This is a genomic window from Alteromonas sp. a30, from assembly GCF_026788005.1.
Classification (GTDB): domain Bacteria; phylum Pseudomonadota; class Gammaproteobacteria; order Enterobacterales; family Alteromonadaceae; genus Paraneptunicella.
The window spans coordinates 109,508-126,434 of the sequence record NZ_JABEPE010000009.1 but is presented as its reverse complement, the minus strand read 5'-3'; the positions used below and the strand labels follow the sequence as shown (position 1 = coordinate 126,434).

At 44.7% G+C, this 16,927-nt stretch carries 16 protein-coding genes; 10 read left to right on the top strand and 6 right to left on the bottom strand.

What is annotated here, in order from left to right; translation table 11 throughout:
• Nucleotides 1-35 precede the first annotated feature (35 nt).
• Complete coding sequence (gene ettA / locus HJG39_RS10755; RefSeq protein WP_268409099.1) at nucleotides 36-1,700, bottom strand: energy-dependent translational throttle protein EttA; 1,665 nt, start codon at nucleotides 1,698-1,700, stop codon at nucleotides 36-38.
• A gap of 427 nt (nucleotides 1,701-2,127) precedes the next feature.
• Here ettA and glyA point away from each other — a divergent pair, with 427 nt between their 5' ends.
• Entirely contained in the window at nucleotides 2,128-3,384 is a 1,257-nt protein-coding gene (glyA, locus tag HJG39_RS10750) for a serine hydroxymethyltransferase (protein WP_268409098.1), read from the top strand.
• Between the two features lie 188 nt (nucleotides 3,385-3,572).
• Nucleotides 3,573-4,652, top strand: coding sequence for a hypothetical protein (locus HJG39_RS10745; RefSeq protein WP_268409097.1), 1,080 nt, complete (start codon nucleotides 3,573-3,575; stop codon nucleotides 4,650-4,652).
• Nucleotides 4,653-4,727: 75 nt separating this feature from the next.
• On the opposite strand, the gene HJG39_RS10740 is transcribed toward HJG39_RS10745, so the two are convergent.
• The 3 genes from HJG39_RS10740 to HJG39_RS10730 all read right to left on the bottom strand — a co-directional run bounded on the left by HJG39_RS10740 (nucleotide 4,728) and on the right by HJG39_RS10730 (nucleotide 7,612).
• Nucleotides 4,728-5,042, bottom strand: a complete 315-nt coding sequence (locus HJG39_RS10740; RefSeq protein WP_268409096.1) for a DUF6482 family protein — start codon at nucleotides 5,040-5,042, stop codon at nucleotides 4,728-4,730.
• Between the two features lie 81 nt (nucleotides 5,043-5,123).
• Nucleotides 5,124-5,570 (bottom strand): DUF3291 domain-containing protein, encoded by a 447-nt coding sequence (locus tag HJG39_RS10735; RefSeq protein WP_268409094.1) that lies wholly within the window; start codon nucleotides 5,568-5,570, stop codon nucleotides 5,124-5,126.
• 278 nt (nucleotides 5,571-5,848) lie between these two features.
• The gene (locus HJG39_RS10730) at nucleotides 5,849-7,612 is read right to left on the bottom strand and encodes a tetratricopeptide repeat-containing sulfotransferase family protein (RefSeq protein ID WP_268409092.1); all 1,764 of its coding nucleotides are present in this window, start codon (nucleotides 7,610-7,612) and stop codon (nucleotides 5,849-5,851) included.
• Nucleotides 7,613-7,843: 231 nt separating this feature from the next.
• Here HJG39_RS10730 and nrdR point away from each other — a divergent pair, with 231 nt between their 5' ends.
• The 8 genes from nrdR (at nucleotide 7,844) to HJG39_RS10690 (ending at nucleotide 13,730) form a co-directional block, all read left to right on the top strand.
• Entirely contained in the window at nucleotides 7,844-8,293 is a 450-nt protein-coding gene (gene nrdR / locus HJG39_RS10725) for a transcriptional regulator NrdR (protein WP_268409090.1), read from the top strand.
• On the top strand, nucleotides 8,293-9,432 hold the full coding sequence (gene ribD, locus HJG39_RS10720) for a bifunctional diaminohydroxyphosphoribosylaminopyrimidine deaminase/5-amino-6-(5-phosphoribosylamino)uracil reductase RibD (protein WP_268409089.1): 1,140 nt from the start codon (nucleotides 8,293-8,295) through the stop codon (nucleotides 9,430-9,432). The genes nrdR and ribD overlap by 1 nt, the downstream gene beginning before the upstream one ends.
• A 20-nt stretch (nucleotides 9,433-9,452) precedes the next feature.
• A complete protein-coding gene (locus HJG39_RS10715; RefSeq protein WP_268409088.1) occupies nucleotides 9,453-10,115 on the top strand; it encodes a riboflavin synthase in 663 nt (220 codons plus the stop codon).
• Between the two features lie 41 nt (nucleotides 10,116-10,156).
• Complete coding sequence (gene ribBA / locus HJG39_RS10710) at nucleotides 10,157-11,269, top strand: bifunctional 3,4-dihydroxy-2-butanone-4-phosphate synthase/GTP cyclohydrolase II (RefSeq protein ID WP_268409087.1); 1,113 nt, start codon at nucleotides 10,157-10,159, stop codon at nucleotides 11,267-11,269.
• A gap of 98 nt (nucleotides 11,270-11,367) precedes the next feature.
• Nucleotides 11,368-11,841 carry a 6,7-dimethyl-8-ribityllumazine synthase gene (ribH, locus tag HJG39_RS10705; protein WP_268409086.1) on the top strand — a complete coding sequence of 158 codons (474 nt, stop codon included), beginning with the start codon at nucleotides 11,368-11,370 and terminating at the stop codon, nucleotides 11,839-11,841.
• A gap of 3 nt (nucleotides 11,842-11,844) precedes the next feature.
• Nucleotides 11,845-12,270, top strand: a complete 426-nt coding sequence (nusB, locus tag HJG39_RS10700) for a transcription antitermination factor NusB (protein WP_268409084.1) — start codon at nucleotides 11,845-11,847, stop codon at nucleotides 12,268-12,270.
• A 4-nt stretch (nucleotides 12,271-12,274) separates the two neighbouring features.
• Nucleotides 12,275-13,237: a thiamine-phosphate kinase gene (gene thiL, locus HJG39_RS10695; protein WP_268409083.1), complete on the top strand. Its 963-nt coding sequence runs from the start codon at nucleotides 12,275-12,277 to the stop codon at nucleotides 13,235-13,237.
• Nucleotides 13,230-13,730 (top strand): phosphatidylglycerophosphatase A family protein, encoded by a 501-nt coding sequence (locus tag HJG39_RS10690; RefSeq protein WP_268409082.1) that lies wholly within the window; start codon nucleotides 13,230-13,232, stop codon nucleotides 13,728-13,730. The genes thiL and HJG39_RS10690 overlap by 8 nt, the downstream gene beginning before the upstream one ends.
• A 38-nt stretch (nucleotides 13,731-13,768) precedes the next feature.
• Here the strand turns inward: HJG39_RS10690 and HJG39_RS10685 are convergent, their stop codons facing one another.
• Both HJG39_RS10685 and cysN read right to left on the bottom strand, forming a co-directional pair.
• Nucleotides 13,769-15,496 (bottom strand): SLC13 family permease, encoded by a 1,728-nt coding sequence (locus HJG39_RS10685; RefSeq protein ID WP_268409081.1) that lies wholly within the window; start codon nucleotides 15,494-15,496, stop codon nucleotides 13,769-13,771.
• A 19-nt stretch (nucleotides 15,497-15,515) separates the two neighbouring features.
• Nucleotides 15,516-16,925 (bottom strand): sulfate adenylyltransferase subunit CysN, encoded by a 1,410-nt coding sequence (gene cysN / locus HJG39_RS10680; protein ID WP_268409079.1) that lies wholly within the window; start codon nucleotides 16,923-16,925, stop codon nucleotides 15,516-15,518.
• Nucleotides 16,926-16,927: the final 2 nt, after the last annotated feature.

Below are 16,927 nucleotides of genomic sequence, written 5' to 3'. Positions count from 1 at the left end.
GGGCTTGCTCGTCATTTTCTAGGGAGATTTGGCGATTAACCGATCCGCTTGTATTTCAGGCGATGCGGTTCAACCACGTCTTGTCCGAAGTTGTCTTTCAACCATGATTCATAGTCGGTGTAGTTACCTTCGTAGAAGTTAATGTTGCCTTCGTCGCGGTAATCAAGAATGTGCGTAGCAACACGGTCAAGGAACCATCTATCATGCGAGATAACCATGGCACATCCCGGAAATTCAAGTAAGGCGTTTTCAAGAGCACGTAAGGTTTCAACATCTAGGTCGTTGGTTGGCTCATCCAGTAGTAATACGTTACCGCCCGCTTTTAATAGCTTGGCTAAGTGAACACGGTTACGTTCACCACCGGATAGGTCCTTAATGAACTTTTGTTGGTCGTTGCCCTTAAAATTAAAGCGACTGGCGTAAGCTCGGCTATTAATCTCAAAGTTACCAATACGAAGGATGTCTTGCTCGTCAGAGATTTCCTGCCAAACGGTTTTATTACCATCCATATGATCGCGGAACTGATCAACGCTGGAAACACTCACCGTATCGCCAACAATAATCTCGCCTGAATCTGGCTTTTCTTGATTCGTTAGCATACGGAACAATGTGGATTTACCCGCGCCGTTAGGGCCGATAATGCCAACAATTGCGCCTTTGGGCATGGTGAAGCTAAGGTCGTCAATGAGTACGCGGTCGCCGTAACTTTTCTTCAAGTTTTTCACTTCAATAACTTGGTCACCTAAACGCTCACCCGGTGGAATGAAGAGTTCGTTGGTTTCGTTACGCTTTTGGTAATCTGAGGTATTCATTTCTTCAAAGCGAGACATACGCGCTTTGCTCTTCGCCTGACGACCTTTTGGATTACTGCGAACCCATTCTAATTCTTGCTTCATGGATTTAACGCGAGCGTTTTCGCTACGTTCTTCTTGTTCTAAGCGTTTCTCTTTTTGCTCTAACCAAGATGAATAGTTGCCTTCCCAAGGAATACCATGACCACGGTCAAGTTCCAAAATCCAGCCTGCCACGTTATCGAGGAAGTAACGGTCGTGGGTAATCGCTACCACAGTGCCTTCGTAGTCGTGTAAGAAGCGCTCTAGCCAAGCCACGGACTCTGCATCCAAGTGGTTGGTTGGTTCATCAAGTAACAACATGTCTGGCTTTTCTAGCAACAATCGGCATAAGGCAACACGACGACGCTCACCCCCAGAAAGTTTACTGACATCGGCATCCCACGGTGGTAAACGCAAGGCGTCTGCGGCTCGCTCGAGGGCGTTTTCCAAGTTATGCCCATCTTTACTTTGAATGATGGCTTCTAATTCACCTTGTTCTTTTGCTAACGCGTCGAAGTCGGCATTTTCTTCGGCGTATGCTGCGTACACTTCTTCAATGCGCTTAAGGGCGTGAACGACGTCAGCAACCGCTTCTTCAATATTCCCGCGAACGTCTTTGCTTTCATCGAGTTTGGGTTCTTGCGGAAGATAACCGATATTCAAACCCGGCTGCGGTCTGGCTTCACCTTCGATATCTGTATCAACGCCTGCCATGATACGAAGCAAGGTTGATTTACCCGCGCCATTTAGACCTAAGACACCGATTTTGGCGCCCGGGAAAAAGCTAAGGGAAATGTCTTTAAGAATTTCTTTCTTTGGTGGGACAATTTTTCCCACTCTCGACATGGTATATACGTATTGAGACATAAATTCAGAGTATCCAGAGTTAAATTGGCGCTATTTTAAAGGAGTCGACAAGTGGTTGGAATGCTTGATTGTGTATTTTCCAAAGGAAAATGGGTTTTACGAGCGGAAGAAGGGGGAGCGATTTTTTGATGAGTCAGAACGCACGGCTTGTTTCGGATACTTTACAAAAAGAGCGTTTTTTCATCATGTTTATTAATATTTTTAATGACTTTGCTTTGGCTTATTTTAAAAGTAAATTTTGAGACATTTCTGAATCCATTTAAAGATAAATGATTGAAATACTGATGCGCGAAACGTACATGGCTTGGCTACAATTTATACATGCCTAAATCATAGGCATAAGTGATGAATATTAAGCTGTTTGAAATACCGCGCTTAGGGGCTAGAATAGCGCTCTTTCCGCTACCGTTATTATTGAGGATTTACGATGTTATCACGTGATATGAACATTGCAGATTTTGATCCAGAATTGGCTAAAGCAATGAATTTAGAAAACCAGCGTCAGGAAGAGCATATTGAGTTGATTGCATCAGAGAACTATTGCAGTCCACGAGTTCTAGAAGCGCAAGGTTCTCAGTTAACGAATAAATATGCTGAAGGCTATCCGGGCAAGCGCTATTACGGCGGTTGTGAACACGTAGATGTTGCTGAGGCCCTCGCAATTGAGCGCGCAAATCAACTATTCGGTTCAGATTATGCCAATGTTCAGCCTCACTCAGGCTCGCAAGCGAACTCAGCCGTATTCATGGCATTGCTTGAAGCGAATGATACTGTCTTGGGGATGAGTTTGGCTCACGGTGGTCACTTAACGCACGGCGCAAAAGTTAACTTTTCTGGTCGTTTGTATCACGCGGTTCAATATGGGCTAAATGAAGCAACTGGCGAAGTAGACTACGAGCAAGTTGAGCAGCTAGCGAAAGAGCACAAGCCAAAAATGATCATCGCTGGCTTCTCAGCCTATTCCGGGATCATGGATTGGGCGCGTTTCCGTGCTATTGCAGATAGCATCGGCGCGTATTTAATGGTTGATATGGCTCACGTTGCAGGCTTAGTTGCTGCGGGCGTGTATCCTAATCCTATTCCTCATGCTCACGTGGTGACAACAACAACCCATAAGACGTTAGCTGGCCCTCGCGGCGGTTTAATTTTGTCGGCATGTGGTGATGAAACGATTTACAAAAAGCTTAATAGTGCGGTATTCCCCGGCGGTCAGGGTGGTCCTTTATGTCACGTAATTGCAGCGAAAGCCGTTGCCTTTAAAGAAGCCTTAGCACCAGAATTTAAGGAATATCAAAAGCAAGTTGTTGAAAACGCCAAAGCCATGGTGAGCGTGATGCAAGAGCGTGGTTATAAGATTGTGTCTAATGGCACAGACAACCACTTATTCTTGGTTGACCTTATCGACAAAGACATCACGGGTAAAGATGCCGATGCCGCCCTCGGCAAAGCGTACATCACTGTGAATAAGAACTCGGTTCCTAACGACCCGCGTTCACCTTTTGTGACTTCTGGCCTTCGTTTAGGTACACCAGCGATTACTCGCCGTGGTTTTGGTTTAGAAGAAGCCAAACAGGTCGCTAACTGGATTTGTGATGTATTAGACGACATCGACAATGAAAGCAACATCGCCGGTGTAAGAGAGCAAGTGAAAGTGCTTTGTGCTAAACACCCAGTGTATGCCTAGTTCTTAAATTCTTACCTTTTAAGAAGCCGTATAAGCTTTTGTTTATGCGGCTTTTTTGTGTCTGATACTGTTCTTGTTGACCAGTAAAGTTTACATGTGAACTAATTCGTTTAAGCTTGAAAGCGTTTACATTTCTTAATCTTTGCAAGATATTAACAACCCCTTAACAACTCAATTGGAATATCAATATGTTTCAACGTTTAAGTAGTTATGTATCAACCTCTCTTTTAGCAGTAGGCACACTCGCCGCGTCATTTTCTGTTCAAGCTGAAATCACCTACCCAAACTCTGTTTATGAGAATTTGGATTATGGTTTGTATTGGTTTAATTATAACGATGCAGAGAAAGCCGTCCCGGGGCAAACCAACCCGTATTACAGCCCTAACAAAAATACGGTTATTTATATTCATGGATGGCAAAACGGCTCGGTTGATAACTACCGACGTGAAACGTTAAATCGTCGGAATTCTGGTGGGCCAGATGAAGATTTAAGCCAGTATTGGTTAGATCGTGGCTACAACGTGGGTATTTTGTATTGGAATCAGTTCGCGGATGAATCTGAAGTAAAAGATGCAGAAGCGAAAATTCATTCAACAGCCGGTCCTAGAGGGATGCGCTGGAAAAGTGCTGCAACGGGTTATCAATCTGGCCCGAATCAGAACGTGACTCAACTACTCACAAAGTCCATTTTGGACAACATGGCGGGGTTTAACGGCGCAGAGTTTCGTTTAGCTGGTCACTCATTAGGAAACCAATTAGCGCTAAGCATTGCCTACAGCTTACGTGATAATCCTGATCTCGACCTAAGAGTTGATCGTGTTGCGCTACTCGATACATTTTATTCAAACTACAGCAAGAGTTACTTAGGCGGTAAATGGACAGGCGAGGTGGCTCGTGAGTACGCTTTCGAACTTAAATCGCGCGGTGTGGCAATTGAGTCTTATCGTTCATCTCCAGTCACGAGTACGGCATTTATTGGCGATTCCAATACTGCACTAATGAGAGAAGTGGCTTTCTCTGAGCTTAAACCTTGGAACTTCCAATTTTGGCAAGTAGCAGAAAAACACGGTGCGGCAGTGACATGGTATTTCTGGTCAAAGGCTTTTGGCACACTTGACGTCCTTAACGATAGTCTAGATGCGCCTTCAGCGGCATCAAGCCACAACCATATTCGCACGTTAATGGATGTAAATTGGAGTTCAAATCAAAACGAGGGCGCTTATACGCCATCACCAGCCGATGATGATTTCAATAAAGTGTCGCGTTAATAAAGCGGTACAAAAATAATTGATGTTTACCTCCCAGCTCTAATGCTTTATAGCTTAAAGCCAGAGCTGGGAATATTACAGCTTTAACTCTGGATACAAGGTTTTCCCAAGAGGCACTTCCAAACGATTGTTAGCGGTTTTTGGTGGTTGCCCCACCATTTCATCGTAGGCGCTTTCATGGCGTAACACGATATTATCAATACCTAAAGGCTCGAAACTCTCACGTAACGCCATAACACTTCGTGCTCGTAATACGTTTTCGCTGTTTTCCCACACAACATGCTCATGATTGTCGATAACCACAATAGCTTGGTAAATTGCTTGATCTATGGAGTTAATCACCAGCTTTTGGATAGTGTATTTGGGCAGATCACTAAAAAGCAGCTTCATGTTTTATCTCCGCGCTTTCAAATTACAAGGCCGAACCTTTATGTATTTGTAGCTACGAAGGCTTTCTGTTTTGAGATCAATTCACTCAAGATCCGCTGCGGTAAAGTTAGTTTTAAAGGTGAAAGCATAAGGCGTATCGCCGTTTTCGCGTAAATGCTGAAGACGCGATAAAGCTTCTTGTGGCGTGGGAATATGGCCGTCTTCAATCCACCATAAAACATAGGTATCTTCTGCTAGACGATGAAACCATTCGCCTTTTCGGCGCATAAAATCTTTGTGATGGGTGCGAAACATAAAGTTTTTGAGGGCATCTGTACTTTCCCAAACAGACATATTGATGATCATGTTTGGGTCCTCAAATAATTTGATATTGGTGGCGTCGCCAGATTCATCCTTTAAACGCCAAATAAAGCCTTCGCTGTTTTCAGCAATGCCGTTAATTGAGTCTAAGTTGTCAACAAAGTCTTTAATCTCAGGCGCATCCAGTGGATATTTGGCAAGGGCGATATTTAATTGTGCTAATTTCATTTGGTGATTCTCCCTAATTAGTACATCTACAATCAGTCAGGTGACGCGAAGCGTAAAACTAATCTATCGTGGTCCGCATTTCCACTAGGTTGGGTTGAAATCCGAGTTTTTTATAAGCGTTTACCGCTGCTTCGGTTTCTGCCTAAACCGCTAAATAAAATCTTTTACGCCGTGGTTTTTACCCTATTTTTTCCAGCTTAAATTGCGTGAATAACCCTCAATAAAAAAGGTGCTTTGTCAGCACCTTTGTATGAACGTATGGACTCGATATACGCCAATTAGTGATACAGGCTTTTCAGCTTGTCGACCAAGGGAGAGAAAGCGTCTTCTAATCCTTCCAAGCGGTTTACCGATGAATCATAAACGCCTTGAGTGGCTTGTTCGTTGCTGGAAGTTAGGATCGTTCGACGTGTAGGCTGGTTTAATACGTCTTCTGGCTCGAGTGATAAGTGAGACAAAATCGTTTCCATGCCTTTATTAGGCTCGGCAACCAACGCTTCGTACTGCACATCCAAAATTTGATTTTGGCTGTCTTGTTGTTTAAAGAACCGCATTAGCTCATCGTACATTAGGTAGTATTCGCCCAGAGCTTCTAAGTCGCGACCATAATCATGGAATTGACTAAAGTTCTGCTCAAAAATGGAAATGCAGTTAGAAATGGGGTCGCGCTTGCAATGAATAATCTTGGCATGTGGGAAAGCTTTTAAAATCATGCCTAAATGCAAAAAGTTGTGTGGGGTTTTGTCGGTAATATGGGTTTCATGTTGTTTGAATTGCGCCAAACTATCTAAATAGTTGTGAGCGAAGACGCCCACATTTTCTTCAATTAATTTGGCTTTTTCTTGTAAGTAACGTGTGCGCATGGCATGACCGTGAATCACCTCGGGAACCGTGCCATGAATCGCCGCCGTAAGAGCGTCCATAAGCGGCGTTTCACCCGCGGCAAAGACTTTGCTGTGATTACCTAATAATGTTTCTACAAGGGTTGTGCCTGAGCGCGGCATGCCCAGAATGAATACGGGAGCAAACCCTTTTTCTTCACTTACTTTGGCATCGGTTGCGGAAATCGGAGCAATGTCTCGCACGGCACTTTTCGCTTCTTCGAACGATGTTTTGTGTATCGACAAGTTGGTTTTTTGCGGATTTTGCAACTGATTGGCTTTTTGCGTTAATGCAAACCAATGTTGTGGGTCCGTTTTTTTGAAGGCTTTTGCCAAAATAAAGTAGCAGGTAGATTGGCTTAAATCGTCTTGGGCGTATTGCTCAAGTTCAGCTTCTACCTCTTTTGCATCCAGTTTTCCCTCAGCGGCGAGCATGCATTTTGCTAACATACTGGAGTTTGGATCGCGTGTTAGCAGTTCTTCGACAACGGCAATTTCTTTTTCTTTGTTGCCTAAATGCCGGTATACGTTATGCAATCGTTGCAAAGTGGGTACGGCAAGCGATTTGCCTTCGAGTTCTTGGGCAAGAACTGCCTCGGTGCGTTCAGGTTGGTTTAACGCCGCTAAGATTTCGGCCTTAAACAACGAGCGCAACTCTCCTTGGGGTAGGGCGTTGGTGACAGAGAGTGCGTGATTTAAACGTCCGGCTTTAATTAAGTTATGCACAAAGTTTGGTGCTAGATTTTCATCTTTCAAACCGGACTGAGAGGCGCGTTGTAGTGTTAAAATAGCGAGTTCGTAAAGCCCAAGCGCAGAATAACAGTTACCCAGATTCACGGCCCATTCGGCATTAAACTGCTTTAATAATGCTTTTATGTAATTACGGGCGGCGCGGTCGTAGTATTTTAATGAAAGGTAACAATGACCAAGGTTGGCGAAGGTATTAGGATCGTTTGGTTCAAGTTGCTCAAGCTCATGAAAACATACAGTGGCTTCTTTCAAGCGTCCCATTTGGAAAAAACAATAAGCCTGAACTTTCAGTAATGTGAGGTTTCTCGGCCATGTTTGTAAGTTTTGTTGAGCGAGTTGTAACGCTTTGGGCAGGTTGCCACCAAGGTACACTTGTTTGATTTGTTCTGCGGTTTGCTGCTCTAAATCCACTGCTTTTCCCGATGCTTATTCTGTGTTGTTCGACCTTTACTGCGCAAATAACGTCAATGTGTGCTGAAGCTCGCTAAATGGCAAGGATCAAATACATACAATTTGGTTAATTGGGCGGGTATACTAGCATACTTTAAAATAATGCTTATCCTATTCGCATTTTTCAGGCTCTTCCTGCCTCGCAGGGACCCACGATAAAATTAAATTCACGCAGGAAGTAAGTAAGTTCGAATGCATTGCCCATTTTGCACCACTCAAGAAACCAAAGTGATTGATTCGCGATTAGTGGCTGGCGGACACCAAATACGTCGCCGTCGTGAATGTAGCGCTTGTCATGAACGTTTTACAACGTTTGAAATTGCCGAATTGGTCATGCCAAGAATCGTCAAGCGGGATGGCAAACGAGAACCTTTTGACGAAGAGAAGTTGCGCTCGGGCATGTTGCGCGCGTTGGAAAAACGCCCGGTGAACACTGAAAATATTGAAAAGAGTGTGAATGCGATTAAGTCTGCACTGCGAGCCACAGGCGAGCGTGAAGTATCCAGTGAAATGGCGGGTAACTTAATTATGGCGGCGTTAAAAGAACTGGATAAAGTCGCTTACATTCGGTTTGCCTCGGTTTATCGTTCGTTTGAAGATATTAAAGAGTTCGGTGAAGAAATTGCGAGGTTAGGGGACTAATGTCGCAATTAACGTCGAAACTTAACTCGCAGTTCGATCAGCAAATGATGGCGCGCGCATTAAAACTTGCAGAAAAAGGCCGTTTTACTACTTCACCTAATCCAAGAGTCGGCTGTGTTATTACTCAAAATCAACGCATTGTGGGTGAAGGCTATCACTTCAAAGCCGGGGAGCCTCATGCGGAAGTGCATGCTTTGCGTGAAGCGGGAGAAAACGCAAAAGGCGCAACCGCTTACGTCACGTTAGAGCCTTGCAGTCATTACGGGCGCACACCGCCTTGTGCAGAAGCTTTGATAAATGCCGGTGTGGCACGAGTGGTCGCCGCAATGCAAGACCCTTTCGATAAAGTTTCAGGCCGTGGTTTGCAAATGTTAAAGGCGGCCGGCATTGACGTTCAAACCGGTGTACTCGAAGCGCAAGCACAACGTTTGAACCAAGGCTTTGTGAATCGAGTCAAAACAGGCAAACCCTTTGTAACAGCCAAAATGGCGGCAAGTTTGGATGGCAAAACGGCGCTAGCGAATGGTGTTAGTCAGTGGATTACCGCTGGACCTGCGCGAGCGGATGTTCAACAATTTCGGGCACAAAGCTGTGCAATACTCACGGGGTCTGGCACGGTGTTAGCCGATAATCCTTGGCTGAATGTGCGTTATCAGGCTCTCGGGGAAATTAAAAACTTGCTCAGTGAGGCAGAAATTCGCCAACCCATTCGAATCGTTATTGATAGCCAAAATCAACTTCACAAGGGTTTACAACTGTTCAGTTTGCCCGGCGAAGTGTGGGTGATTAATTTGACTCCAAACGCCAATCTGCCAGAATCCGTTAGCCAATGGCAAGCGCCGCAACATAACGGCAAAGTCGATTTAAACGCAGTCATGCAATATCTTGGCACGCAGCAAATTAATAACCTTTGGGTTGAAGCCGGTCACGGGTTATTAGGCGCGTTAATGCAAGTGCAGTTGGTTGATGAGTTGATTTATTATATTGCGCCCAAACTTATGGGAAATCCTGCTCAAGGCGTATTAACCGCGCCAGAATGGCAAACAATGGACCAAATTTATCAGTTGGAATGGCTAGATAACCGTATGGTTGGGCAAGATTTACGCTTAACTGCCAAGGTTATTTATCCCTCTCAATAAGCAAAAGAGACATTGCGACTATGTTTACAGGAATTATCGAAGCGCTGGGTCAAATCAGCGATATGCAATCCAGAGGCACAGATTACCGCATTACCATTAGTACGGGAAAACTCGACATGAGTGATGTGAAAATAGGTGACAGCATCGCCACTAATGGCGTGTGTTTAACCGCAGTTGAGTTGGGCGAGCATCATTACGTAGCCGATGTGTCGATTGAAACCATCAAGCGTTCGGGTTTCGCGCATTATAAAAAAGGACAAGCGGTGAATTTAGAAAAAGCCATGGCGGCAACATCGCGCTTTGGTGGTCACATTGTTAGCGGTCACGTGGATGGTGTGGGTGAAGTAAAAAGCATCACCGATTTAGGTCAAACGTGGGAAGTGTGGGTAAAAGCGCCAGACAGCCTTGCCAAATATCTGGCAGAAAAAGGTTCGGTGACGGTGGATGGCGTGAGCTTAACGGTGAATGCCGTTAACGGTGCTGAATTTCGTTTAACGTTAGTGCCTCACACATTAAAAGAAACCATCATTCAGCACTATAAAAGTGGCACACAAGTCAATTTAGAAGTGGATGTGATTGCGCGCTATTTAGAACGCCTCATGCTGGGTGATAAAGCTGCCCAACCCAATGAATCAAACGATATTAGCTTAGCTGTTTTAGCCGAAAACGGTTATTTAAAATAAACCAATCAACCCGCCCTACAGGTTGCAGAGGACGTATCAGAATGGCATTGAATACCTCTCAGGAAATTATTGAAGACATCCGTCAAGGAAAGATGGTTATTTTAATGGATGACGAAGATCGCGAAAATGAAGGCGATTTAATTATGGCGGCAGAACATGTGACGCCAGAAGCCGTTAATTTTATGGTAACGCACGCCCGAGGCTTAGTGTGTTTACCTATGACAAGAGAACGTTGTGAGTTGTTGAATTTGCCTTTTATGGTGCAAAACAATGGCGCCCAATTTTCCACCAACTTTACGGTTTCCATTGAAGCGGCCGAAGGTGTGACTACTGGTATTTCAGCAGCCGATCGTGCAAAAACGATTTTAGCAGCAGTGAATAAAGACGCAAAAGCCAGTGATATTGTTCAACCCGGTCATATTTTCCCGTTGGTTGCTAAAGAAGGCGGCGTGTTGAGTCGCGCAGGGCATACCGAGGCCGGTGTGGATTTAGCGCGCTTGGCTGGCTGTGAACCGGCAGCGGTTATCGTGGAAATTTTAAATGAAGATGGCACTATGGCGCGCCGTCCAGAGCTTGAAAAATTCGCCGAACGTCATGACCTCAAAATTGGCACTATCGCCGATTTAATCGAATATCGAAATTTAAACGAAACCACTATTGAGAAAGTGGCGCAATGTAAATTGCCGACAGAGTTCGGTGAGTTCGATTTGTTCACTTTCAAAGATGTGGTCGATGATCAGCTACACTTTGCGCTACGAAAAGGCGAGGTGTCACCTGAGGAACCAACGATGGTGCGAGTGCATCTGCGCAATACTTTTAGTGACGTATTGTCTTCTGAGCGCGCGGTAGAAAGAACCATGGGACTGCCCGCAGCTATGAAGCGTATTGGTGAGAATGGTGGTGTGTTGGTTATCCTAGGGCATCAAGAATCCGACGAAGAACTGCTTTCTGTGGTCAAGCAATTTGAGGCGGAAGATAAAGGCGTCGCGCCAACAAAAGCGAAATGGCAAGGTACGTCTAGAACGGTTGGCGTAGGTTGCCAGATATTGAAATCTCTGGGGGTTCAGAAAATGCGTTTGCTGAGTCGCCCGAAAAAATATCATGCATTATCAGGGTATGGTTTAGAAGTGGTTGAGACCATTTCTGATTATTAAAACGTGTTCTCCAAATGGAGAATTTTGGTCTATAAAATTACGATTTTTATCGGCGCAGTTATGCTAGACTACGCGCCGATTTTTTGCTGGAGAATAGAATGAACATTATTGAAGGTAATGTAAGAGCAACAGGGAAAAAGTTTGCGTTAGTCATCTCTCGCTTCAATAGTTTTGTAGTTGAACACCTAGTGGATGGTGCTATTGATGCGTTAGAGCGTCACGGTGAAGTGAACGAAAACGATATTACATTAGTACGTGTACCCGGCGCTTATGAGTTGCCGTTAGCCGCACAAAAACTTGCTGCAAGCGGTAAATACGATGCCATTATTGCACTAGGAGCAGTCATTCGTGGCGGTACGCCGCACTTTGATTTTGTTGCCGGTGAGTGTAACAAAGGTTTGGCGCAAGTATCTTTGCAGTACAGTATTCCAGTGGCCTTTGGTGTGATCACCACAGACACCATTGAGCAAGCTATTGAGCGTTCTGGTACAAAAGCAGGTAACAAAGGCGCGGAAGCGGCAATGACAGCACTTGAAATGGTGAACGTTGTTGACCAAATTGCTGGAGCATAAGTAGTGAAAGTTTCACCAAGACATAAAGCCAGAGAATTGGCCATGCAAGGAATTTATTCCTGGCAAATGACGGGCAATAGTGTCGACCAAATCGAGCTTTCGATTGCCACAAGTAACGACATGAAACAGGTGGATGTGAAGTTTTTTCAAGACATCCTGCGTACTGTCATGTTGCGAATGGATGAGCTAGATGCAGCAATGAAGCCTTATTTAGGGCGTCTTCCAGAAGAAATAGACGCAGTAGAAAAGGCGATTTTACGTGTTGCTGCATTTGAGTTAGTTCACCGAATTGATGTGCCTTACAAAGTTGTGATTAACGAAGCCATTGAATTGGCGAAGTCGTTCGGTGCCGCCGATAGTCACAAGTTCGTGAATGGCGTGTTAGATAAAGCCGTAAAAACGCTCAGAAAAGACGAACGAACCAAATAAGCACGTGAAAGAATTCGATATTATTGGACACTTCTTCCAACCTCGTAGCTATCAACGCCACGATGTTGCGATAGGAATAGGGGATGACTGTGCGGTTACAAGCGTGCCGGAAGGGCAACAGCTTGCGACTACCACAGACACCTTGGTTGAAGGTGTACATTTCCCAAAGGAAACCTCAGCTCGGGCCATTGCGCATAAAGCCGTGGCCGTTAATTTAAGCGATTTAGCAGCGATGGGCGCAGAACCTGCTTGGGTGAGCCTATCGTTATCGCTTCCACATGTTGATAAAGACTGGCTTGGCGAGTTTTCATCTACGCTGCAAGAGCTTACTGAATACTATTCAATTCAATTGATTGGTGGTGATACCGTAAAAGGGCCGTTGTCGATTACCATTACTGCCCAAGGTTTTTTGCCGGAAGGTCAAGCGCTGAGGCGTTCGAAAGCAAAGCCGGGGGATTGGGTTTATGTGACAGGTACGCTGGGTGATGCTGCACTTGGGTTAGATCTTGCTTTTGGGCAAGCCGAAGCGCCAATGCATCACAAAAATTACTTGCTTAATCGTTTGAACATGCCAACACCTCGTGTGCTAGCGGGCACGCAATTAAGGCGTATCGCCAATGCATGTATTGATGTGTCTGACGGTTTAATCTCTGATTTAAAACATATTTTGTATGCTTCACAAGTTGGCGCAACCATCCATGTGGAAAAGTTGCCGCTCTCAGAGGCAATGCAAGAATCGGCAAATGAAGAGAAAGCATTGCAATATGCGCTCACAGGTGGCGATGATTACGAGCTGTTGTTCACCATTTCTGAAGAGCAAAAAGGCAAGCTCGACGTGGCGTTAGCAAACTGCAATGTATCTGCTACTTGCATCGGCCAATTAAATGGAACCCCTGACAAGCTGGAATTAAAGTATAATCAAGCGCCATTCCAAATTGATTCAGAAGGTTTTCAACATTTTGCCTGATAAACATTCACTTTCTAGAGAAGCGTTTAAAGAGAAGGTTAAGCTTTCTAACTTAACACACTTCTTAGGCTTCGGCTTTGGAACGGGGCTTGCTCCGTTTGCGCCCGGCACTTTTGGCTCACTGGCCGCATTGCCCATCATTTTACTTCTACAATTTCATCCTTGGTGGAGTTATTTGATTGTAACTACCTTGGCGGTTAGCTATGGCGTAATCATCTGCCAGCGCGTTGCCGACGACCTTGGCGTGCACGATCACCCTGCTATTGTCTGGGATGAAATTGCAGGCATGCTCATCACCTTCATTGCTATTCCTTTAACGCCTCTTACCTTATTGCTAGGCTTTGTGCTGTTCCGTTTCTTCGACATTGTTAAACCTTTCCCGATTCGCTTCATTGATAAAAAAGTGGAAGGAGGGCTAGGTATTATGCTTGATGATGTTATTGCGGGTATTTTTGCTGCCGTTGCATTGCGTTTTTTGTTACCGCTGATTTAGGGGACATTATCCATTAATCTTGGGTAAACTTGCTTTGTTTACAAGCCATATTGCATTTTTAGCAGCACTAAAATAATAGCAGAATAGAGTATAGAAACCGGAACACCTGACTTAATAAAATCGGAAAAACGGTAGTTGCCGGCGCTAAAAACTAGCAAGTTGGTTTGGTAGCCATAAGGCGAGATAAAGCTCGCGCTGGCAGCAAAAGCCACCGCCAAAGCGAAAGGCATAATGGGTAGACCAAGGGATTCGCTAATGCCGTAGGCAAAAGGGAACATCAGCGCGGCAGCGGCATTGTTGGTAACGAGTTCGGTAAGTAGCCATGTGGCCAAATACACGCCAAGTAAGGCAACGAAAGGACTGCTATTGGCTAATATTGGCGTCATAGACTGCGTAAATTGATTAATCAACCCTGCCTTTTCTAAGCTCAACGCAAGGCTGAGCGCACCAACAATAATCGCAATCAAATTCACTGGTAGACTGCGTTTGATTTCGTTGCCATTGATTACGTTCGCCGTAACCAGTAGCGCTAGCAGAACCAGTAAACAAAGGGTAAGCGGAACATTAAATAAGGCTGAGCAAGCAATGGCTCCGATGAATCCGCCGATTGTGCTGGCTTCTTGAAAACGGGTTAACTTCCTGCTGAGGTTCACTTCCGATACGATGAAAAAGTTATTCTTTAGGTTGTTGCGGTTTTGAAAGTCGGGGCCGGTTGCCAGTAATAACGCATCACCTGCACGCAGTTTAATTTCCCCTAATTTTCCTGATAGGGTTTCGCCATCTCGACGAATTGCCACTACTGCCGCGTCGAACAAGGCCCTAAAACCAATATTTTTGAGGGTTCTGCCCAAAAGCATTGAGCGGTTGGAAATAATCACTTCCGTCAGGTTGTCTTTCAGTAAGCCAATGTTGTCGGCAAACAAGGTGAGACCGTCGATGTGATTTAAGGTATCCATTCGCTGAACATTGCCGGAAAAAATCAAAATATCATTAGCTTCAATAACGAGTTCAGGAGACACGGGGGAAATTAACTTGTTCTCTCTGACCACTTCCACTAAAAACAATTCAGGCAGATTACGTAAATGGTTTTCTTCAATGGATTTGCCGATAAGCGATGAATATTCAGCGACTTTTGCTTCAATAAAATAATGCTTGTATTGGTCTTTCGAGACTTCAATTTGAGGCAGATAGCGAGCGACTGCAAATAGTAATAAACAGCAAGCAATCCCAGCACTAAGGCCATAAAGCGTAAAGTCCCAAAAAGCAAAACCTTGATGACCATGCTCAACCAAAAAACTGTCGACAATTAAGTTTGTGGAAGTGCCGATTAAGGTTACTGTACCGCCTAAAATTGCTGCGTAGGAAAGCGGCAATAACAGCTTTGATGCTGGATGATGCTGGTTTTGTTTGACGGGGCCTATAAGGCTGGCAACCACAGCGGTATTATTTAACAGCGCAGAAGAAAAGAAAGACGCTCCGAGCAAGCGCGCTAAGCTTTTTGTTGCGTTGGCCGTAACCAGCTTACGTCCGAGTGACTTAATAAAGCCGGTTTTATCGATAGCGACGCTAATAACCAGTAGCAGTACCAAAGTCACTAAGCCTTGATTAGCGAGGTTGTGAAAAACGTCTGAAATGGTCAGTTGTTGGGAGATAAGCAACACAAGGGTTGCCATGGAAAAAATAAAGGACGGGTTTCGGTTGGAAAAAATTAACGCACCAATAGTGCTGAAAAAAACCAACAGAGTCATCACTGCATTAAAATCCATGAAACCCGCTTTTGTCCGATTAAAGTTTACTAATATCCACAGCTTGCCAATGCGGGAAATGTTTACGCACCAGTGCGTTGAATTCTAGCTCAAACTCCGAGAAGTTGTGCTCACTGGTTTCCGTTTGGCATTGGTCAACAATCATTCCTGCACCTACGGTACTATTAGAGATGCGATCAATAATGATAAAGGCACCGGTAGACCGATTTTGCTTGTAAGGATCGCAGGCAACCTGTTGTGTTAGCTTGAGTTTTGCTAATCCAATCTCGTTTAAACCTAATCGTACGGCATCACAATGCGCTAGAGTGTTTACATCAATTTGGTATTGAATTTCGCTAACGCTACCCGTGGTTTGTTTGGTGGCAAACTTGATACCGTATTGTTTGTTAGGGATGAGAGAATCTTCTGACATCCATACCAAGTGTGCGTTAAATTCGTTGCCCACTAATGGCGCAGAGTTGCTTTTCACAATAGTATCGCCACGAGAAATATCAATCTCATCCTCTAGCGTGATGGTAACGGCTTGTGGCACGTGCGCGTATTGTAATTCACCATCAAAAGTAACGATCGATTTTACTTTAGATTGCTTGCCCGATGGCAATACGGTGACGTGGTCGCCAACCTTAATCTCACCAGAAACGATGTTGCCACAGAAGCCTCTAAAGTCGAGGTGAGGGCGGTTCACGTACTGCACGGGGAAGCGGAATTCTTCGTTGTCTTTATCGCGATTAACTTCGATGGTTTCCAGCAGGTGCATTAAGGTATCGCCTTTGTACCAGTCTAAGCTGTCGCCTTTATCAACAACGTTATCGCCTTTTAGCGCGGAAATCGGCACAAAATGAATATCTTCAATATCCAGTTGAGCGGCAAAGTCGAGATAATCGGAACGAATACCTTCGAATACGTCCTGACGGAAGTCCATCAGGTCCATTTTATTGATAGCAACGACAACGTGCTTAATGCCTAACAAGGACACCAAAAACGAATGGCGTTTAGTTTGGGTTTTCACGCCTTCGCGGGCATCAATCAGGATAATAGCTAACTCACAAGTTGATGCGCCCGTTACCATGTTGCGGGTGTATTGCTCGTGCCCAGGAGTGTCGGCAATAATAAATTTACGCTTTTCAGTCGAAAAGTAACGATAGGCAACATCAATGGTAATACCTTGCTCGCGTTCGGACTGTAGGCCGTCTACAAGTAATGCTAAGTCGACTTCTTCGCCAGTTGTTCCTACTTTTTTGCTGTCTTTAACAACCGCTGCCATTTGATCTTCATAGATCATTTTTGAGTCATGCAGCAAACGACCAATAAGGGTACTTTTGCCATCATCTACGCTGCCACAGGTGAGTAAGCGAAGAAGATCTTTTCTTTCATGTTGTGCTAAGTAGGCAAGAACATCGTCCTGCAATAATTCGTTCTCACTATGCATAA